Here is a 19,622-nt window from a genome sequence, read left to right on the forward strand (position 1 = left end):
GAGAAATGCTCGTGGCGCGGAGGCCTCTGCAGCGGCCGTCACAGAAAACCATTTTCCGCCAGTGTTTTCATCGTCAGTCCGTCGCCGCCTTTCCAGGGTTGTACCAACCGCTCGACGTACTTTCCGATTATATCGGTTTCGATGTTGACCTCCTGTCCGGTCACAATACCGGCAAGGGTGGTCTGGGCAAAGGTGTGCGGAATGATGTTGACCGAGAAACCGTCTGTCGTGACGGTGTTGACGGTCAGGCTGATGCCGTCGATCGCGACGGACCCTTTTGTCACCAGGTATCGTGCCGATGCCGGCGGCAGGGTGAATTCCAGGACGCGATTGCCGGAAACCTCGCGCAGACGGGCCAGTCTGGCAATACAATCCACATGCCCGGTAACGATATGTCCCCCAAGACGGTTACCAAGCGCCATGGCACGCTCGAGATTGACCTGGCTGCCGCAGCGCAGGTTTCCCAACGTGGTACCGGCCAGCGACTCGGGTGAGGCGTCGAAGCACAGGGTGCCTTCCTGTTTTGTCGTAACGGTCAGGCAGACGCCATTGACCGCCACGGAATCGCCGATGGCCATTCCGGTGCCGGTCAGGGTGGTTTCGACACGCACAACGGCAGCGGCTCCGCGCCGATCAAAGGAGGCAATGCGTCCGGTCCCTTCTATCAGTCCTGTAAACATGGTATCTCCGGCCGTGCGGTGACGACGACGTCAGACGCGATCCGGCGCACATCGACGATCTTGAACGGCAGTGCCTGTGCCATGCCGGTGATGCCGGTCAGGGCAAATGGTGAGAATCCGTCGCTGCCGACCACCTTGGGGGCATAGAAGAAGAGGCACTCATCGATCAGCCCCTGCTCCAGGGCTGCTCCGGCAAGGCGGCTGCCCCCTTCCAGCAGGAGCGACTGGATGCCCTGCTGTCCGAGCCGGCGCAGCATGTCCTTCAGATCCACCTTGCCGTCATGTCCTTCGCACACCAGTATGGCTGCACCGCTCTTTTCGTAGCGGCGGTGTATGATGTTATTGCTTTCCGTGGTGGCGAGGATGGTCCCTTTTCCAAGAGGGCCGCTCAGCACGCGCGCGCTCTCCGGCGTGCGCAGGGTGCTGTCCACGATTACCCTGAGCGGGCTCCTGCCCCTGACATGCCGTACCGTCAGTTGCGGATCGTCGGCTATGACGGTGTCGACTCCGACCATTACGGCATCGCAGCGTGAACGCAGGCGATGGACCGTTCTTCGCGACTCTTCACAGCTGATCCAGCGCGAATCTCCGGCAGCTGAAGCAATCTTGCCGTCGAGAGTCATGGCGCATTTGTAGATCACGTAGGGCAATCCGGTTGTTACCTGCTTGATGAAGGCGGGGTTGAGAGCGCGGGCTTCAGCCTCGAGCATGCCGCAGGCTGTTTCTATGCCGGCGTGGGCCAGGGCGCGCAGGCCTCCGCCGTTGACCTGCGGGTTGGGATCGCCCATGGCGGCAACTACCCGCCGCACACCGGCAGCAATGAGGGCATCCGAGCAGGGGGGGGTTTTTCCGGTGTGGCAGCAGGGTTCCAGGGTGACATAGACATCGGCGCCGCGCGCTGCCCGGCCGGCCATCTCCAGGGCATGCACCTCGGCGTGCGGTCCTCCGGCCTTGCGGTGCCATCCTTCGCCGACGATGACGCCATCCTTCACGATGACGCATCCGACTGCCGGATTGGGAGCCGTGCGGCCGACACCTTTACGGGCCAGTTTCAGCGCCCGCTGCATATATCGAGAATCCATGTCGATCATTTTTTCAGCAGGTCCTGAAGCTCCTGCATGAACTCGCCGATGTCGCGAAAGGAGCGATAGACCGATGCAAAACGCACGTACGCCACTTCATCCTTGTCGTGCAGTTCCTTCATGATCCATTCCCCGATGGTAGTGGTGGAAACTTCCTTTTCCGACGATTCTTGCAGCCTGCCTTCCAGACGGTCGACCATGCGCTCGATATCCTCGACCGGAATGGGGCGTTTCTCGCAGGCCTTTTTGATACCGGAAATGATCTTCATGCGGTCAAAAGGCTCACGCCGTCCATCCTTCTTGAAGACCTGCGGCAGCATCTCCTCAATGCGCTCATGAGTGGTGAAGCGACGGGCGCACTGTTCGCATTCCCGCCGTCGCCGAATGGCTATGCCCCCCTTGTCGGGGCGCGAATCGACCACCTTGCTGTCCGGATTGCCGCAGAACGGGCATTTCATTGTTTTTCGACCTCGCCTCTGGTTTCGCTGAAAGGAATGACTTCGATGGTGGCTTCGGCGATCATTTGGCGGGCCAGGTCATCGGCATACCCTTCGCCGTAGACAACCCGTCTTATGCCAGCATTGATGAGCATCTTGGTGCAGATGATACAAGGCATGGTCGTACAGTAGAGCGTCGCACCATCGATATTTACGCCATGACGCGCAGCCTGGATGATGGCGTTCTGCTCGGCGTGCAGCCCCCGACAGAGTTCGTGCCGCTCGCCCGAAGGCACCTGGAGACGCTCACGCAGGCAGCCCGCCGCATCGCAGTGGGTAATGCCGGTCGGGACACCATTGTAGCCGGTGGCCAGGATATTGCGCTCCTTGACCAGCAGGGCTCCGACCTGGCGGCGAAGACAGGTGGAGCGAGTGGCCACGAGCCTGGTGATGTCCATGAAGTATTGATCCCACGTCGGACGCTGCATAGGTCTCGTTCTCCAGAATTTGTGAATTACGTAAATTACTCCAATATGCCTGTAAGGTCAACATTCTATGGTTGCCGGACGTTCTCTCCCTTTGAGGAAAGCTCGATATCGGAGTACCTGAGCTGAAATATGCGGCAACGCGGGTGACAGGTGTCACGACATGATTAGTAGCCGGTTTCCTCCCGCTTTCAGGCAGCGCTGCGGGACAAAGAGAAAATAGTTCAATGAATATATTTGTTCTGTGTTGAACTGCCATTGTTGGCATGATCTTTGGTTCTGTCATGACACCGGTTGCCGGCTTGTGCTGTGATGACCAAGTCTTTAAGGAGGCGTATGATGTTCAAAAACATGAAGATCGGGAAAAGGCTGGGACTAGGGTTCGGGATTATTCTGGCCCTGATGGTGGTGCTCGTTTTTATCGGGATCTCCAACATGCAGAAGATTCAGAAAAGCACGGACCATATTGTCAAGGTCAACAATGTGCGGGTGGAACATTGCAATAACATGGTCGACAAATTCAACGATATCATGACGGCAATGAGAGATCTGCTCCTCACACGAGAGCCGGAAAAACGGCAGGAGTTGCTGAATGGTATCAAGTCGTCTCGGGAGAAATACGGCGAGAGCTTTAAAAAGATGGAAGAGATGACCAACAAGGATGACAAGAAGGGGCAGGAACTGATCAGTGGCGTCAAGGCGGCGCTGGAGGTGGCCAAGCCGCTCAACAACAAGGTGGTTGAGCTGACTATGGCCGGCAAAGAGGACGAAGCGACGGCGCTGCTCAATCGGGAGGCGCTGTCGGCTATCAACAAAGCCTTTGCCCTGATGGAAGAACTTGTCAGGCATAATAACGAGCGCAGCGAAATGCGGTATGCGGAAGCAGTGGCAGCCTACACCTCCGCACGCAATTTCATGCTCGCGTTCGGAGGGGTTGCCATTCTGGCGGCGGTCCTGACAGCAGTATTCCTGACACGGAGCATCGTAGCGCCGCTCGACAGAGCGGTCGGTATAGCCAATGCCCTGGCGGCCGGAGACCTGAACATAGCGGTCACGTCGGACAGCAGGGACGAAACCGGTGTCATGATGGCCGCCCTGGCACAGATGGTCGACAAGCTCAAGCAGGTGGTTGGTGATGTCATGGTTGCTGCCGACAACGTTGCCAGCGGCAGCCAGGAACTTTCCGCCACTGCCCAGCAGCTGTCCCAGGGGGCCACCGAACAGGCTGCCAGCGCCGAGGAAATATCGTCTTCGATGGAGGAGATGAGTTCCAGCATCCGCCAGAATGCGGACAACTCCGGCCAGACCGAAAAGATTGCGGTAAAAAGCGCTGCCGACGCTGCCAATGGTGGTGCGGCGGTAGCCGAAACCGTGGTGGCCATGAAGGAGATTGCCACCAAGATATCGATCATCGAGGAGATCGCCCGCCAGACCAACCTTCTGGCACTGAACGCCGCCATTGAAGCGGCCCGTGCTGGCGAGCACGGCAAGGGTTTTGCCGTGGTCGCCTCGGAGGTGCGCAAGCTGGCGGAGCGGAGCCAGGCTGCCGCCGGCGAAATCAGTACCCTTTCCACGCGCAGCGTCCAGGTGGCGGAGACTGCCGGTGAGATGCTGAACAAGATGGTGCCTGACATCCAGAAGACGGCCGAGCTTGTGCAGGAGATATCTGCCTCCAGCCGGGAGCAGGACAGCGGTGCCGAGCAGATCAGCAAGGCCATCCAGCAACTGGACAGCGTCATTCAGCAGAACGCCTCCGCCTCCGAGGAGATGGCCTCCACCTCGGAAGAACTTTCGGGGCAGGCTGAGCAGCTCAAGGACGCGATCGGCTTTTTCCGCATCGACGGCAGAATGCAGGTTGCTGCTGCGCGCCGTCCCGTGCGGACGGCGGTGCGGATCGCGCCGGTGGTGAAGGGTTCGGACAGGTCCTCCGGGAGGGAATTTTCGGGGATTGCCCTGGATATGGGGAGCGGCCGGGACCACCTGGACGACGAATTCGAAAGATTTTAGAGGGTCGTACCAGATAGCTTCCGGCCCTTTGTTGGCCGAAGCGGTAAATTACCGTTATCTCTGTTGTTTGCGATTCGTGTTGTGTGCTATAAACGCATGAATTCACGGGCAGGGACAGGGATGACACCATGACAAACGAAGTGCTCCAGCGCATTCTGGTAACGGATGACGAGGAGGGGGTGCGGCTCACGCTGGCGCGTCTTTTGGAGGCGGAGGGCTATCGGGTCGATACTGCCGGCAGTCGGACGGAAACGCTCGAGCTGCTGAGCCGCAACGATTACGCCGTGGTCTTCCTCGACATCATGCTGGGTACAGATAACGGGATCGACCTGCTGCGCGAAATTCGCGGATTTTTTCCCGGCATTCAGGTTGTGATGATCACCGGCCGGCCTGATGTGGGATCGGCTGCAACTGCGGTGCGTCTGGGGGCATTCGATTATATCGTCAAGCCGGTCAGGTACGAGACCCTGGCTGCCATTGCCCGGCACGCCCTTAAAAGTAAATTGCTCGCCGACGAGCAGGAACGCACCCGGGCTAACCTGAATGCCATCTTCAGCAGTGTTTCCGATGCCATCATCATGGTTGATAACGAACAGCGCCTGATTCAGTACAATTCGGCGGCTGCGGCGATGTGCGGATATCATGACGGGCAGACAGGCTGCTCGCTCATGGACATCAACTTTGGCTGCGGCGGTGTATGTAGGCATGCATTGATCGAGACGATGACGACCGGCACATCTCAGCAGTTGGATCGTTTCGAGTGCCGCAAAGCGGGGCATGGCACCAGCCGCATATTGAGCTTCCGGGCCACGCCGGTGACTGAGGCCGATGGCACCATAAAAGGGGCCGTGGCGGTCCTCAGGGATGAAACCCGTCTGGATGCCCTGGAGCGGGTTCTCCAGCAGCGGGACCAGTTCCACGGCCTGATTGGGCGCAACGCGGGCATGCAGAAGATCTATTCGCTGATCGAGGCCCTTTCCGATGTTCACACAACGGTGCTCATAAACGGCGAGAGCGGAACCGGAAAGGAGCTGGTTGCGGCTGCACTTCATGTCAGCGGCCGCCGCAAGTCGGGCCCGCTGGTAACGGTGAACTGTTCGGCGTTGTCGGAAACCCTGCTGGAGAGCGAGCTGTTCGGACATGTGCGGGGGGCCTTCACCGGGGCCATTGCCAACAAGGCAGGACGCTTTGAAAAGGCCAATGGCGGTACCCTGCTGCTTGACGAAATCGGCGATATCTCGCCTGCCATGCAGATGCGGTTGCTGCGGGTGCTTCAGGAGCGGGAGGTCGAGCGGGTGGGGGGCTCTGCGCCGATCAAGGTGGATGTGCGGGTCATTGCCGCAACTAATCAGGATCTGGCGGAAAAGGTGCGTCAGGGGACCTTTCGCCAGGATCTTTATTTCAGGATCAACGTGGTTCGATTGGAGTTGCCCCCCCTCAGGGACCGCCTCGACGACCTGCCGCTGCTTGCCGAGCATTTTCTGAAGACGTTCACCTGCGTCTTCGGCAAATCCATACGGGCCTTCTCGGATGATGTCTTTGCACTGTTTCTGCGATACGATTGGCCCGGCAACGTGCGCCAGTTGGAACATGTTATCGAACATGCCTGCATATTGTGCCGTTCCGATGTCATCACGGTTGACGATCTCCCGCAGGACCTGCGGAGCGACGTTCGGGCGATCACTGCTTCTCCTGTCCAGCCCGCTCCCCCCTCTGATCTCGGCCTTGATGAAGCCCTCGCCATGGCCGGTGGAAACAAAAGCCGGGCAGCACGTTTGCTCGGTATCAGCCGCCGCACGGTGTACCGGCGCCTGTCAGGCTAACCTGTCACAGAGGTGTGTTTGTTGTTGTGTGACATGTCATATGTGACATTGTGACGTGTCACACATCAGGCTGTGTCACAAGATGTTTCGCCTGCCGGCACATCACATCCACAATCCCATCACCCGCCTTTTCTGAGTCCCTGGTTCTCCTCCCTCATCCCAGTCGGTCTTTTCTGTCCAGATCCGTAATTCTTCGCTTACCCCGGTTCTGTCCGTGAAATGCCATAAAGATTTCCGACGTTGTCGGCTCCGTCCTTCCGGAAACCCGCTTCGACCCCCGTTCTGGCACAAACATTGGATAACTGTGGTTGATGACATTTATGTAACAGGGGGGCCTGCCTATGGAAACATCGATTGAGACCAGCCAGTATCTGACGTTCAAGCTGGAAGATGAAGTTTTTGCCCTGGATGTGGCCAAGGTACGTGAAATTCTGGAGGAGAACGCGATCACCAAGGTGCCGCAGACGCCGGATTACATGCGGGGGGTCATAAATCTGCGCGGAAGTGTGGTGCCGGTTATTGATCTGCGGCTGAAATTTGGCATGAGCCGATCGGAAAAAACGGTCAATACCTGCATTATAGTGGTCGAGGTGCAGATGGATGGAGAGGTGATCGTTCTGGGCGCCCTGGCGGACAGTGTGCAGGAGGTGATCGAGATGGAGCCGGAGCAGATCGCGGCGGCCCCCACCATCGGTACGCGCCTGAACACTGATTTCATCAAAGGCATGGGCAAGATGGACGGCCGATTTGTGATGATCCTAGACATCGACAAATTGTTTTCCAGTGACGAGCTGGCCGTTGTAGCGCTGGAAGCAGCTTGACGAAATTCTGAAGTACCAACAGGGGAGGACAGGCCATGCAGCGGTTGAACAACCTTAAAATAGGCACGAAACTGATCGTCGGATTTGTTGCGGTTGCTCTCATCGCCGGGGTAATCGGTATGATCGGCATCAGCAAGATTCATCAGATCGGGGAGGCTGATACCAAGCTTTACGAGAGAATCGCAGTGCCGCTGGGTGATCTCGGAGATATCTCCACCAACTTCCAGAGGATACGCGTCAATTCACGTGATGTCATCACAGCCGCCACGCTGGATGAAAAACAGAAATTCGCCGAGCGCATAAAGGAATTGAGGGCTGAAAACAGCACCCATGTTGCGGCGTTCGAGAAGACGATTCTTACCGACGAGGGGCGCAAGCTGTTCGAAGAGTACACGAAACTGCGCGCAGCCTACGGCGCTGAGCTGGACAAAGTTGTCGCGCTGGCGTTGCAGAACAAGAATGCCGAAGCTCAGGAACTGCTGAAAGGACCTGCAGGCAAGGTCTCGCGCGAATTGCAGACCCAGATCGAAAAACTTGTCGAGGCCAAACTGAAACAGGGCCGTCTGATTGCCGCCGAAAATACTGCAATAGTAAAAGCGGCTTCCGGCCTGATGACCGGCCTGGCGATCGGTGGTGTTCTGCTGGCCGTTGCCCTGGGGGTATTTATTGCCCGTTCCATCACCCGTCCGATCAGTGAGGCGGTTGGTGTTGCCAATGCATTGGCCAGCGGCGATCTGACCATGACGGTCGCTTCCCGTTCCAACGACGAAACCGGCCAGATGATGTCAGCCATCTCTACCATGGTCGACAAGCTCAAGCAGGTGGTTGGTGATGTCATGGTTGCTGCCGACAACGTTGCCAGCGGCAGCCAGGAACTTTCCGCCACTGCCCAGCAGCTGTCTCAAGGGGCCACCGAACAGGCTGCCAGCGCCGAGGAGATATCGTCTTCGATGGAGGAGATGAGTTCCAGCATCCGACAGAATGCAGACAACTCCGGTCAGACCGAAAAGATTGCGGTAAAAAGCGCTGCCGACGCTGCCAATGGTGGTGCGGCAGTAGCCGAAACCGTGGTGGCCATGAAGGAGATTGCCACCAAGATATCGATCATCGAGGAGATCGCCCGCCAGACCAACCTTCTGGCACTGAACGCCGCCATTGAAGCGGCCCGTGCTGGCGAGCACGGCAAGGGTTTTGCCGTGGTCGCCTCGGAGGTGCGCAAGCTGGCGGAGCGGAGCCAGGCTGCCGCCGGCGAAATCAGTACCCTTTCCACACGCAGCGTCCAGGTGGCGGAGACTGCTGGTGAGATGCTGAACAAGATGGTGCCTGACATCCAGAAGACGGCCGAGCTTGTGCAGGAGATATCTGCCTCCAGCCGGGAGCAGGACAGCGGTGCCGAGCAGATCAGCAAGGCCATCCAGCAACTGGACAGCGTCATTCAGCAGAACGCCTCCGCCTCCGAGGAGATGGCCTCCACCTCGGAAGAACTTTCGGGGCAGGCTGAGCAGCTCAAGGATGCTATCGGCTTTTTCCGCATCGACAGCAGAATGCAGGTTGCCGCTGCGCGCCGTCCCGTGCGGACGGCGGTGCGGATCGCGTCGGTGGTGAAGGGTTCGGACAGGTCCTCCGGGAGGGAATTTTCGGGGATTGCCCTGGATATGGGGAGCGGCCGGGACCATCTGGACGACGAATTCGAAAGATTTTAACGGCTTTTGAAGTAAAATTTTATTACTGGTCAGGCTTTGCCATGATAATGTGTCGAAACCGGATCGTCACCCGCAATAGCCCGTCATGGGCGGATTGGTGATGCATCTGTTGATATCTAATTATGATGGGATGTCAGGAGCATACCAGTGACGGCTGCCAGTCAAACTATTCTTCTTGTTGAGGACGATCCCGGACACGTTGAACTAGTCCGTTACGCATTCGCAACATCTCCGGATGTGATGGAGCTTGTCGTGGCCGGTTCTGTTGCTTCCGCCTGCGAACATCTGGAAGTATCGATGCCGGCCGTGATCCTCTGCGACTACCGGTTGCCCGACGGTACCGGTCTGGAAATTCTGCGGCGTCATGCCGTGCCTGCCGAAAGGTATTTGCCCAGGCCCCCTTTTGTCCTGCTGACGAGCCATGGCGACGAAGTTATTGCCGTGGAGGCGATGAAGGCCGGTGCGACCGATTATATCGTGAAAAGCGATGTGTCGCTTTCCTCGCTTCCCGGTCTGTGCCGCGCACTTGTCCGCGAACATTGCCTGAGAGTGGAAAAGGACCGGGCGCAGGAAGAATTGCGCGAATCCGAAGCCCGCTTCAGATCGATCACTGAAACCGCTGCCGATGCCATCATCTCCGTGGATGAAGATGGCAGGATCATCTTCTGCAACCGGTCAGCCGCTGACATGTTCGGGTACGAGCACACTGATCTGCCCGGGCGGTTATTGGAGGTACTGATACCGGAGAAATCGAGAAAAGCACACCGCGCCGGTGTTGCTGCCTGGAAAGCGGCCGGGGGGGGCTGCTCGGCTGGTCAGATCAGCACAATGGCTCTGAGGAGTGACGGCAGGGAATTTCCGGTACAGTTCTCCCTGTCGAGCTGGACCGGCCAGGATGGCGCCTACTGCTACACCGCCATAATCCGCGACATTACCACACTGAAGCATGCTGAGCAGATGCGGCAACTCTCGGAACAGCGGTTCCGGGAGGTACTCAAGAATATCAACCTGGTCGCAGTGATACTTGATCCCCTCGGGAACATCGAATTCTGTAACGATTTCCTTCTCGATCTCACGGGCTGGAAACATGACGAGGTGATCGGGACGGACTGGTTCGAGCGATTCGTTTCTACCGACATGCGGGCCACCCGTAAAGGGCTTTTCACGTCGGGCATCCTGAACGGGGATTTGTCGTACAACCTGGAGTACCCGATCCTGTGCCGCTCCGGGGCCAGCCGCACGATCGTATGGAACAGAACCTTGCTGCGCAATGCGGATAACGTTGTTGCAGGTGTTGCCAGCATCGGTATCGACATAACGGACAAGCAGCAGTTGGAAATTCAGTTGCGACATGCCCAAAAGATGGAGGCAATCGGGCAGTTGGCCGGCGGTGTTGCTCACGACTTCAACAACATTCTCACCGTCATTCTCGGGTACTGTACCCTGATGAGGCAGAATGCCGTTGCCGATTCTGAAACGCGTTTCAATCTGGACCAGGTCATCGTCTCGGCCGAACGTGCCGCCAACCTGACCCAGGGGTTGCTGGCCTTCAGCAGGAAGGAAACCCTGAATTCCCAGCCCCACAACCTCAATGAAATCGTGCGAAATCTTCAGCGATTCCTGATCCGGATCATCGGCGAGGATATCCGGCTTGAGTCGGTCTGCTGCGATAAGCCGCTCAGGGTGTTCGTCGATCAGGCGCAAATCGACCAGGTCCTGATGAACCTGGCGACCAATGCCCGTGATGCGATGCCCAAAGGGGGATTGCTGAACATAACCACGTCGGAGTGTGATCTCGATGCCGCCTTTGTGGAACGCCACGGTGAAGGGGTGCCGGGACGCTATGCCCTGATAACCGTTGTGGACACCGGCAGCGGCATGGATGAAGAGATCCGCAAAAGGATCTTCGAACCTTTCTACACTACCAAGGATGTGGGCAAAGGGACCGGTCTGGGGCTCTCCATCGCTTACGGCGTCATAAAACAGCACAACGGCTTCATCACCGTGTCCAGCGAACCCGGCCGGGGCACGACCTTTAAAATCTATCTGCCTCTTCTGGGGCAGGAACCGGTGGCGCACGGGAGGGATTATTCAGCACCCAGTCTCGGCCCGGGGGGGGAAACCATACTGGTGGTCGAGGATGAACCTGCGGTCCGCAAAATTGTGGAAACGGTCCTCAGGCAATTCAATTTCGAGGTTATCCTGGCAGTGGACGGTCAGGATGGCATCGAAAAATTTAAAGCCAACCGCGAGAAGGTCGAGCTGGTTCTGATGGACATCATCATGCCCGGGCTCAACGGTCGCGAGGCGGCCGAGAAAATCCAACAGCTCAAGCCGGGGGTGAAAATTCTGTTCATCAGCGGTTACACATCCGACATCATCCGGCATCGCGGAGATATGGACGATGGTGCCAACATCCTCATGAAACCGGTTCAGCCGATTGCGCTTCTGCGAAAGATCAGAGAGATACTAGGTAGTTGATGACGGTTGTTTGAAGAATCACACGAAGAGCACGATCCGGCGCCCTGAGTGCCGAAATGCCGCAACCGGTGTGGTTTTCGGACGTTGACAGATTTGTTGCGGTGCATGGTAGAAGTGCCTATCGAAGAACGGAGTGCCGTCTCCGTGGTGCCGGTTCGCCCCGCACTCCTCCCGGCACTCCGGCGGCAGAGCGACAGAAAAAAAGATCGGAGGACTAATTATTATGAAGAAGATACTGATTTCCTGCGCGACCACACTCGCACTGCTCCCTTCCCTGGTTGTGGCGGCTGCGTCCCCCCCCCTTCCGAAGGGTTACGTGCAATGGCAGAAAAGCGAGCGTAAGGTGGTAACCGAGAAAAGCTCGCTCTTCTATGGCATTCACTACATCTATGCCGATAAAAAGGCCATGCAGGGCTATCGGGCAGGTAACCGCTTCCCGGAAGGAAGCACGATCGTCGTGGACTTTTACAACATCAAGGATGGTTCTCCGGAGGATGGCGCCAAAAACATGGTCGTCCTGATGCGCAAGGATAAGCGCGTGAAAGAAACCGGAGGGTGGCTGTTCGCGGGATACGGTGCAGACGGAAAACCGAGCGGAATGAATCCGGTCACCACCTGCTTCGGTTGCCATAAGAAGGATGCCGCCGAGAAGGACTACGTCATTTCCACCATCAAAGATTTCAAAGTCAAATAGTGAAGGCCGGAGCAGGCATGACGGACGGTATCAGGTCACTGAACGGCGAACCGGCCAGGATCCTTGTCGTGGATGATGAAGAGGGGATTCTCTGCATACTTGCCCATCACCTCGGTAAATATGGCGCCCCGGTCCGCACGGCCTCCTGTCCGGCCGAAGCCTATGACGTCATAAGCGAAAGCGAATTCGACGTCATTCTGACCGATGTGACCATGCCGGGTGAAGACGGCATCACCTTTCTGGGAAAGGTGCACGAACGCTTGCCTGATGTGCCGGTCATCATCATGACCGGATACGCCAAACTTCAGTATGCTGTCGATGCCATCAAGAACGGCGCTTTTGATTTTATTCATAAACCGTTCGATTTTGCCCATCTCGACTCAGTGATTGCCAAGGCCATCAAATTCAGCTATTTGCGGCGCCTCGAGAGAAACTACAATGCAGAGCTTGAAAAGACCGTTATCCGGCGCACCAATGAACTGAAAGAAACCCTTGCGGAACTGGATGCCGCCAGGGAGGCGCTGTTCACGGCAACCCAGCAGAAAAACCGTTTCATGTCAACGATCACCCACGAGATGCGGACCCCCATGAACGGAGTTATCGGTGCGCTGGAACTGTTGATGGATGAAGAGCTGACAGGCTCCCGGCGCGAGTATGCCGTGCTTGCGCGGCAGGCCTCCGACAACATGCTTGACCTGATCGACCGGCTGCTTTCCTTTGCCGATGGTACGACGCGTTCCCCTGTCGTGCCGAATGCCTGGATGGATATCGCCGGCACCATCGGGGCGGTGGCACGTGAGCATCGCCCGCAGTTCGCCGCCAAGGGGCTGGCATTCGACGTGCTGATTGACTCCGCGTTGCCGGAGCGGATCATGTGCGACCGGGAAAAGTTGTCGCGTCTGCTGGATATCCTGCTGGGGAATTCCCTCAAATTCACCGAGCAGGGCTTCGTCCGGCTGGATGTTTCGGAGCAGAACAAGGACGGGAGGGGCGCCGTCCGTTTCTGCGTGAGCGACAGCGGTATAGGCATACCTGAGGACATGCTTGAGCGCATCTTCGATCCCTTTACCCAGGTGGACAGTTCGCTGACACGCCGGTACGGCGGTGCCGGGCTCGGACTCAGCATCGCGCGCCAGATCTCGCTGCTACTCAATGGCGACCTCAGCGCCACCAGCGTTGAGGGACAGGGTAGCAGTTTCCATTTCCTGATGCATGTTTGACGAATCTGCACAGTGGCTGTTCAAAGGAGAAGCATGTGAAATGCCTGATAGCAGAGGATGACTTCATTTCCCGCCGAATACTGAAAGACCTCCTGAGCGGTCATTTCGACTGCGACATCGCCATCAACGGGGAAGAGGCCGTGGCCTCCTTCCGCCTGTCCCACGAGGGCAGGCGCCCCTACGACCTGATCTGCATGGATATCATGATGCCCTCCATGGATGGACAGGAAGCCCTGCGTCAGATCCGGCAGTTCGAGGTTGAAATGGGAGTTCCCCAGCCCCATGAGGTCAAGGTGATCATGACCACTGCCCTGGATGACCCCCATAGCGTGATCTCTTCCTATTACCGGGGGGGAGCGACCTCATATCTGGTGAAGCCCATCACGAGACAAAAATTGATGCAGGAATTGCGGCAACTCCAACTCATTACCTGAAACCCTACAGGAATCCGAAATGTCTTCAACGCCCCTACAATTCTCTACCGGTTCCCCTTCATCCCAGCCCGATCATACCGATGTGCTGGCTTCGTGGAAGATGAAGGTTTTGCCTTCCATCGATACTCTTCGCATGGTAGCAGGAACGACTGAAGATGAATTCCTGCAGATCGGTTCCCAGTTACAGGAATTTTATCTCCGCTCATCGGAGATCGCTTCGATGGCCAATCAACTGGTTGAAACCGTCTCGGGTGAAAGAGCCCATTCGGTTGTTGCCAGGCTCCGTGAAATGATCGCGGACATGGGGGCCTACTTGGCCGGCGAGCGCGAACAAAGCCAGGCCAATTATGCTGTTCTGGAGAAGATCTCCGGACTGCTTGACCAGGTGTCCCAGCCACTGGAGGGATTCCAGAAGATGTACAAGGTGCTGCGGATGCTGAGTACCTCCACCAAGATCGAGAGCGCCCGCATTGGCGAGAAGGGCAGCGGTTTCCTCACGCTTGCGATGGATGTGGAAAAACTCTCCCACTTGGTCAATGACAAATCGGGAAATATCCTCGCTCATCGCCAGGGACTGATAACCATCATCAACGACGACCTGCGTATTGTACGATCGACTGAATCCTCCCAAGGCAGCGAGGTCAATTCCGTTCTGAACAATATTTCGGCCTGTCTCGAGCAGTTGAGCGCGGTCAACGAACAGTGCAGCCGCTCCGGGGAACTCATCTCCTCCGTTTCCGGCGAAATTTCGCGGAACATAGGCGAAGTGGTGGCTTCCCTGCAGGCGCACGATATGACCAGGCAGCAGATCGAGCATATTGTCGAAGCGCTGGAGGTGTTGACCGCCGATTATGAGGCCCAGGGGGAGCGTACGGCAGAGGCTGGACAATACCGCGGCCTGGTAGTTGAAACAGGCGATGTATGCGAACTCCAGGCAGCTCAGCTGAGTCATGCCTCTGCGGAGCTGTCCGCGGCGGTCGATTCGGTGAGGGAAAATCTGCTCGATATCGCCAGCAAGCAGTCGCACATGACGACACAAACCCTGTCCGTTACCGGTGCGGCAGGTTCTTCGGGACATTCTTTCATCGAGGAGATGCGCCGCGGACTTTCGGCCGTAACAGCGGTGCTTGCCCGATGCGCTCAGTCGGACCGTGACATGTCGGCTACTATGAAGAGCGTTGCGGAAACCATCGGACAAATTACCGGCTTTGTCACTGATATCGAAGACATCGGTTCCGAAATCGACCTGATCGCACTCAATTCGCAGATAAAAGCAGCCCACACGGGCACCGAAGGGGCGGCCCTGGGGGTGCTGGCCGAGGCGATCAAGCGGCTGTCGGTGGATGCGGTTGCCCAGACCGAATCGGTTTCGCAGATACTGATCAGAATCAACGAGGAAACCGGTCATCTTTTTGAGGACGCCGGGGACGACGATCAGATTTCCGCAGCACGGATAACCGCTCTGGAAGAGGATCTGACGAAGGTTCTGGTAACCCTTGAACACATGAATGCCGAGCAGGAAGAACAGCTTTCCGCTCTGAACGGGAAGGTCCTGAGCCTGGGCAGGGATATTGAAAGAACGACCTCCGGCATCAATGCCCACGAAAAGGCCGCGGCCATGACGGGAGAAGTACTTGCCACCCTGGAGGAAATCAAGGTCCAGGCCAGGGAGCGTGAGCCGGCCAGCACCGAATTCAAGAACAACCTGCGCCACTTGCAGGAGCGTTACACCATGCAGAGCGAACGGCATATCCACGAAGCCATCGCTAAAAGCCGGGCCGGTGGGGCAGGCAGGGAGCCTGTCGCGGTGCAACGGACCGAGCCGAACGGCAGCGAAGCGGAATTTGGTGATAATGTGGACCTTTTTTAGGAATTGGCTGAAGGGATGCAGCTTTTTGATTTTCTGTGACTTGCACAGGCGCGGGAGAAGATGATGAAAGATCACAAGATCGTTAAGCATTCGGCAGCCGACGGATCATCTGTGACCGTATCCCTGAACGGCACCCTGAATATCGAGGATGCGGCCGAATTCCGAGAGGTGCTGACTGCGGCCCTTCGCGATGCCCCGACGGTCCTTCTGGATGCCCGGCAGCTCGTCCAGGTGGATATATCCATTCTTCAGATTATCTGTTCCGCCTGCAGGACGGCGGCCGAAGGGCGTCTTGCGTTTCAGCCGGAAGACGGACTGCCCGACAGCATACGGACATTTGTCGGCAATATCGGCGCGCGGATGGGATCAGTCTGCAGCCGGAACAACAATGAACCCTGTACATGGTTTGGAGGAGGGAAGCAATGAGTAAGGTTATCATGACGGCCGATGACTCGGCCAGTGTGCGTCAGATGGTGTGTTTCACGCTCAAGCAGAACGGTTACGATGTCGTCGAGGCGGTGGATGGCAGGGATGCGCTTGCCAAACTGGCCGGTCAGAAGGTCGACATGCTGATTACTGACCTCAACATGCCCAACGCGAACGGCCTCGACCTGATCAAAGGCGTGCGCTCCGGCGGGATCAACAAGTTTATCCCCATCATCATGCTCACCACGGAATCCCAGGACGCGAAGAAAAGCGAGGGCAAGGCGGCCGGGGCAACGGGCTGGATCGTCAAACCTTTCAAACCCGAACAGTTGATCGCCGTGGTCAAAAAAGTTCTCGGTTGAGCGAGCGTACCACCTCGAAAGCTGTACTTTGAAAGGCTGCCATGATTGAACAGCACATCGCCACGTATCGTGAAGAGGCCGATGAACTCCTGTCCGAATTGGAAACATCGCTTCTTGAGCTTGAAGACACTCCCGAGGACATGGAGCTGATCGGACGGGTTTTCAGGGCCATGCATACGATCAAGGGATCGGGGGCCATGTTCGGCTTCGACGAGATAGCAGCCTTTACCCACGAGGTTGAGACCGTCTTCGATCTGGTGCGCAACGGAAAGATGGCGGTGTCCAAACACCTGCTCAACCTGACTCTGCGCGCCCGTGACCATATCAAGACCCTTCTGGATTCTTCAGCGGATCAGAATGGGGTGGACCGTGACGAAGGCGCGGCGATCATCGATGGTCTGCGGCACCTTGTACCGCCGAGTGTCGTCGATGCGCCAGTGGATGCCAGGCACGAAGTGTCCGGAGGCGAACAGCCCGGAGATCTGCAGACCTGGCGCATCCGTTTCAGGCCGAATCCGGAAGTGCTTCTGTGTGGCGCCAATCCGGCAGGGCTCCTGGAGGAACTGTCCGCGCTGGGCAGCTGCCATTTTGTTGCGCATCTGGATAATGTCCCCTCCCTGGAAGACCTCAACCCGGAACATTGCTATATTTACTGGGATATCATCCTGACCTCCGCATGCGGAATCGATGCCATCAGGGACGTGTTTATCTTCATCGAGGACGACTGTGATCTGAAGATCGACATGGTGGATGACGGCGGTTGCACCGACAGCGACGACAGTTACAAGAAACTGGGCGATATCCTGGTGGAACGGGGGGATCTGAGTCGGGCGGAGATGCAGAAGATCCTGGGCATGCAGAAACGCTTCGGAGAACTGGCGGTTGCCGCCGGCATCGTGACCCCCGACAAGGTCGAATCGGCACTGGTCGAGCAACAGCATGTCAAGAGTGTACGTCAGGAACGTGCCATTCAGGAGTCTGCCGGCAGCATCCGCGTGCCGGCAGACAAGCTGGACCAGTTGGTGAACCTCGTGGGAGAAATGGTGACGGTACAGGCCCGTCTCAGCCAGGTTGCCGCACAGCAGAGCAATTCCGATTTCATATCCATTGCCGAGGAGGTTGAGCGGCTGACCAATGAGCTGCGCGATACTGCGCTCAATATCCGCATGCTTCCGATCGGGAGCACCTTCAGCAAATTCAAACGGCTGGTGCGGGATCTCTCCCAGGAATTGGGCAAAGAGATCGAGATGGAAACGGAAGGGGCCGACACCGAACTCGATAAAACGGTCATTGAGAGGTTGAACGATCCGCTGGTGCATCTCATCCGCAACAGTATCGACCACGGTATCGAGATGCCCGAGGTCCGCAGCGCACTCGGCAAGCCGACCCAAGGAACCGTGCACCTGGGAGCGATCCATTCCGGCGACAGTGTATTGATCACCATTCGTGACGATGGAGCCGGACTGGACCGGGATGCAATCCGTGCCAAAGCGGTCGAGCGCGGGCTGATTTCAGCTGCGGCCGAACTGAGCGACAATGAAATCTACAACCTGATCTTTGCCCCGGGATTCTCCACAGCAGCCAGGATCACCAGTGTATCAGGACGCGGAGTCGGGATGGATGTGGTCAAAAAGGCCATCGAATCCCTGCGGGGAACCATCGATATCACCAGTGTCAAAGGGCTCGGGAGCACCATCACTCTCAAGATCCCCCTGACTCTGGCCATTATCGAATGTCTGCTGGTTCGGATCGAAGACAGCTACTTCGTTATGCCGCTTGCGATGGTCGAGGAGTGCGTCGAGCTGACGAGGGAGGATATCAGGAACTCCCATGGCCGCAATCTGGCCAATGTGCGCGGCGAAATCGTCCCCTACATTCTGTTGCGGGAGCAGTTCGAAATCGGGCAGGATCGGCCGGACATCGAGCAGATCGTGATCGTCAGGATCAACGGAGCGAAAGCCGGATTTGTGGTGGATAGCGTCGTGGGTGAGCACCAGACGGTGATCAAGACGCTGGGACGCATGTACCGTGATGTCAAGGGAATCTCCGGCGCCACCATCCTGGGTGACGGAACCGTGGCGCTGATCCTTGATATGGGGATGCTGTTGCGTTTGGCTGAGATGTTTGAACAATCGTTATCAAGGTAGAGTCCAGCATGCCTGCTTCCCTTTTTCACTCGTGTGCGATATGACCTTTCACGGTAAATCTTCCGCAAGCCCCGGATTGCCAGCGACGCTCAAGGACCGTGAGTTCAAGCTGTTCAGCAGGTTTATCTATGAAGAGGCCGGTATACGGATGCCTCCGGCAAAGCAGACGATGCTGGAGGCGAGGCTGCAGAAACGGCTCAAGGCGCTGGGACTCGGTTCGTTCGAGGCCTACGCGGATCATGTCTTCAGTGGTGGGGGCAGGGGAGACGAGCTGATACATCTGATCGACGTGGTTACCACCAATAAAACCGATTTTTTCCGGGAATCGGCACACTTCGATTATCTGGTGAAATCGGCGATTCCTGCCCTCATGGAAACCCGCGGATCGGGAATGCACTCGCCGTTCAGGATCTGGAGTGCCGGATGTTCCACCGGCGAGGAGCCCTACACCCTGGCCATGGTTCTGTCGGAATTCTCCGTGGCCGCCCCCGGTTTCCGCTCCTCGATACTGGCCACCGACATATCGACCGTCGTCCTTTCCAAGGCGCGTGACGCTATCTATGCCGAAGACCGGGTCGATACGATCCCGCTGAATCTCAAGAAGAAATATCTGCTGAAAAGCCGGGACCGGCAGAAATCGCTCGTGAGGATCGGACCCCAGTTAAGAGCGATGGTGGAGTTCAAGCGTTTGAACTTCATGGAGGATTTTGGTCTCCCTGAACAGATGGACGTCATTTTCTGCCGCAATGTCATCATCTATTTCGACAAACCGACCCAGGAACGGCTTTTGAACAGGTTCAGCCAGCAGCTTGTCAAGGGGGGCTACCTGTTCCTGGGGCATTCGGAAACCCTCAACGGCCTGAATGTACCGTTGCAGCCGGTGGCTTCGACCGTGTACCGCAAGACATGACGCAATCAACCGGCCGGAATTGCAGAGGCCGATGGAGCCG

At 57.2% G+C, this 19,622-nt stretch carries 17 protein-coding genes; 13 read left to right on the top strand and 4 right to left on the bottom strand.

Annotated elements, in window-relative coordinates; translation table 11 throughout:
• Positions 1-38: 38 nt before the first annotated feature.
• The 4 genes from GSVR_RS10075 to GSVR_RS10090 are packed head-to-tail and all read right to left on the bottom strand — an operon-like array spanning position 39 to position 2,687.
• Entirely contained in the window at positions 39-680 is a 642-nt protein-coding gene (locus tag GSVR_RS10075) for a riboflavin synthase (RefSeq protein ID WP_173199617.1), read from the bottom strand.
• Positions 665-1,771: a bifunctional diaminohydroxyphosphoribosylaminopyrimidine deaminase/5-amino-6-(5-phosphoribosylamino)uracil reductase RibD gene (gene ribD, locus GSVR_RS10080; RefSeq protein ID WP_173199615.1), complete on the bottom strand. Its 1,107-nt coding sequence runs from the start codon at positions 1,769-1,771 to the stop codon at positions 665-667. The genes GSVR_RS10075 and ribD overlap by 16 nt, the downstream gene beginning before the upstream one ends.
• Positions 1,768-2,220, bottom strand: coding sequence for a transcriptional regulator NrdR (nrdR, locus tag GSVR_RS10085; protein ID WP_173199613.1), 453 nt, complete (start codon positions 2,218-2,220; stop codon positions 1,768-1,770). Before nrdR ends, ribD begins: the two co-directional genes overlap by 4 nt.
• A complete protein-coding gene (locus GSVR_RS10090; protein ID WP_173199611.1) occupies positions 2,217-2,687 on the bottom strand; it encodes a cytidine/deoxycytidylate deaminase family protein in 471 nt (156 codons plus the stop codon). Before GSVR_RS10090 ends, nrdR begins: the two co-directional genes overlap by 4 nt.
• A 333-nt stretch (positions 2,688-3,020) precedes the next feature.
• On the opposite strand from GSVR_RS10090, the gene GSVR_RS10095 reads away from it, so the two are divergent.
• From GSVR_RS10095 to GSVR_RS10155, 13 genes are all read left to right on the top strand, one after another.
• Positions 3,021-4,691, top strand: coding sequence for a methyl-accepting chemotaxis protein (locus GSVR_RS10095; protein ID WP_173199609.1), 1,671 nt, complete (start codon positions 3,021-3,023; stop codon positions 4,689-4,691).
• Positions 4,692-4,819: 128 nt separating this feature from the next.
• Positions 4,820-6,514 (top strand): sigma-54-dependent Fis family transcriptional regulator, encoded by a 1,695-nt coding sequence (locus tag GSVR_RS10100; RefSeq protein ID WP_239077511.1) that lies wholly within the window; start codon positions 4,820-4,822, stop codon positions 6,512-6,514.
• Between the two features lie 341 nt (positions 6,515-6,855).
• Positions 6,856-7,335 carry a chemotaxis protein CheW gene (locus GSVR_RS10105; protein WP_173199607.1) on the top strand — a complete coding sequence of 160 codons (480 nt, stop codon included), beginning with the start codon at positions 6,856-6,858 and terminating at the stop codon, positions 7,333-7,335.
• Positions 7,336-7,370: 35 nt separating this feature from the next.
• Positions 7,371-9,038, top strand: a complete 1,668-nt coding sequence (locus tag GSVR_RS10110; RefSeq protein ID WP_173199605.1) for a methyl-accepting chemotaxis protein — start codon at positions 7,371-7,373, stop codon at positions 9,036-9,038.
• A gap of 147 nt (positions 9,039-9,185) precedes the next feature.
• On the top strand, positions 9,186-11,519 hold the full coding sequence (locus GSVR_RS10115; protein WP_173199603.1) for a PAS domain S-box protein: 2,334 nt from the start codon (positions 9,186-9,188) through the stop codon (positions 11,517-11,519).
• Positions 11,520-11,742: 223 nt separating this feature from the next.
• Positions 11,743-12,213, top strand: a complete 471-nt coding sequence (locus tag GSVR_RS10120) for a cytochrome P460 family protein (RefSeq protein WP_173199601.1) — start codon at positions 11,743-11,745, stop codon at positions 12,211-12,213.
• 17 nt (positions 12,214-12,230) lie between these two features.
• The gene (locus GSVR_RS10125; protein ID WP_173199599.1) at positions 12,231-13,433 is read left to right on the top strand and encodes a hybrid sensor histidine kinase/response regulator; all 1,203 of its coding nucleotides are present in this window, start codon (positions 12,231-12,233) and stop codon (positions 13,431-13,433) included.
• Between the two features lie 35 nt (positions 13,434-13,468).
• Entirely contained in the window at positions 13,469-13,867 is a 399-nt protein-coding gene (locus GSVR_RS10130; RefSeq protein WP_173199597.1) for a response regulator, read from the top strand.
• Between the two features lie 19 nt (positions 13,868-13,886).
• The gene (locus GSVR_RS10135; RefSeq protein WP_173199595.1) at positions 13,887-15,737 is read left to right on the top strand and encodes a methyl-accepting chemotaxis protein; all 1,851 of its coding nucleotides are present in this window, start codon (positions 13,887-13,889) and stop codon (positions 15,735-15,737) included.
• Positions 15,738-15,797: 60 nt separating this feature from the next.
• A complete protein-coding gene (locus GSVR_RS10140) occupies positions 15,798-16,163 on the top strand; it encodes an STAS domain-containing protein (RefSeq protein WP_173199593.1) in 366 nt (121 codons plus the stop codon).
• A complete protein-coding gene (locus GSVR_RS10145; protein WP_173199591.1) occupies positions 16,160-16,525 on the top strand; it encodes a response regulator in 366 nt (121 codons plus the stop codon). Before GSVR_RS10140 ends, GSVR_RS10145 begins: the two co-directional genes overlap by 4 nt.
• Before the next feature lie 41 nt (positions 16,526-16,566).
• Positions 16,567-18,672, top strand: coding sequence for a chemotaxis protein CheA (locus GSVR_RS10150; protein WP_173199589.1), 2,106 nt, complete (start codon positions 16,567-16,569; stop codon positions 18,670-18,672).
• A 40-nt stretch (positions 18,673-18,712) separates the two neighbouring features.
• Positions 18,713-19,582 (top strand): protein-glutamate O-methyltransferase CheR, encoded by an 870-nt coding sequence (locus tag GSVR_RS10155; protein WP_173199587.1) that lies wholly within the window; start codon positions 18,713-18,715, stop codon positions 19,580-19,582.
• The last annotated feature ends 40 nt before the right edge of the window (positions 19,583-19,622 follow it).

The sequence above is a fragment of the Geobacter sp. SVR genome (assembly GCF_016865365.1).
Lineage (GTDB): Bacteria > Desulfobacterota > Desulfuromonadia > Geobacterales > Pseudopelobacteraceae > Pelotalea.

Bases quoted from the DNA above. Each gene is read 5' to 3' on its own strand.
- GSVR_RS10075 (WP_173199617.1), bottom strand. From the start codon at position 680: ATGTTTACAGGACTGATAGAAGGGACCGGACGCATTGCCTCCTTTGAT.
- ribD (WP_173199615.1), bottom strand. From the start codon at position 1,771: ATGATCGACATGGATTCTCGATATATGCAGCGGGCGCTGAAACTGGCC.
- nrdR (WP_173199613.1), bottom strand. From the start codon at position 2,220: ATGAAATGCCCGTTCTGCGGCAATCCGGACAGCAAGGTGGTCGATTCG.
- GSVR_RS10090 (WP_173199611.1), bottom strand. From the start codon at position 2,687: ATGCAGCGTCCGACGTGGGATCAATACTTCATGGACATCACCAGGCTC.
- GSVR_RS10095 (WP_173199609.1), top strand. From the start codon at position 3,021: ATGATGTTCAAAAACATGAAGATCGGGAAAAGGCTGGGACTAGGGTTC.
- GSVR_RS10100 (WP_239077511.1), top strand. From the start codon at position 4,820: ATGACAAACGAAGTGCTCCAGCGCATTCTGGTAACGGATGACGAGGAG.
- GSVR_RS10105 (WP_173199607.1), top strand. From the start codon at position 6,856: ATGGAAACATCGATTGAGACCAGCCAGTATCTGACGTTCAAGCTGGAA.
- GSVR_RS10110 (WP_173199605.1), top strand. From the start codon at position 7,371: ATGCAGCGGTTGAACAACCTTAAAATAGGCACGAAACTGATCGTCGGA.
- GSVR_RS10120 (WP_173199601.1), top strand. From the start codon at position 11,743: ATGAAGAAGATACTGATTTCCTGCGCGACCACACTCGCACTGCTCCCT.
- GSVR_RS10125 (WP_173199599.1), top strand. From the start codon at position 12,231: ATGACGGACGGTATCAGGTCACTGAACGGCGAACCGGCCAGGATCCTT.
- GSVR_RS10135 (WP_173199595.1), top strand. From the start codon at position 13,887: ATGTCTTCAACGCCCCTACAATTCTCTACCGGTTCCCCTTCATCCCAG.
- GSVR_RS10140 (WP_173199593.1), top strand. From the start codon at position 15,798: ATGATGAAAGATCACAAGATCGTTAAGCATTCGGCAGCCGACGGATCA.
- GSVR_RS10145 (WP_173199591.1), top strand. From the start codon at position 16,160: ATGAGTAAGGTTATCATGACGGCCGATGACTCGGCCAGTGTGCGTCAG.
- GSVR_RS10150 (WP_173199589.1), top strand. From the start codon at position 16,567: ATGATTGAACAGCACATCGCCACGTATCGTGAAGAGGCCGATGAACTC.
- GSVR_RS10155 (WP_173199587.1), top strand. From the start codon at position 18,713: ATGACCTTTCACGGTAAATCTTCCGCAAGCCCCGGATTGCCAGCGACG.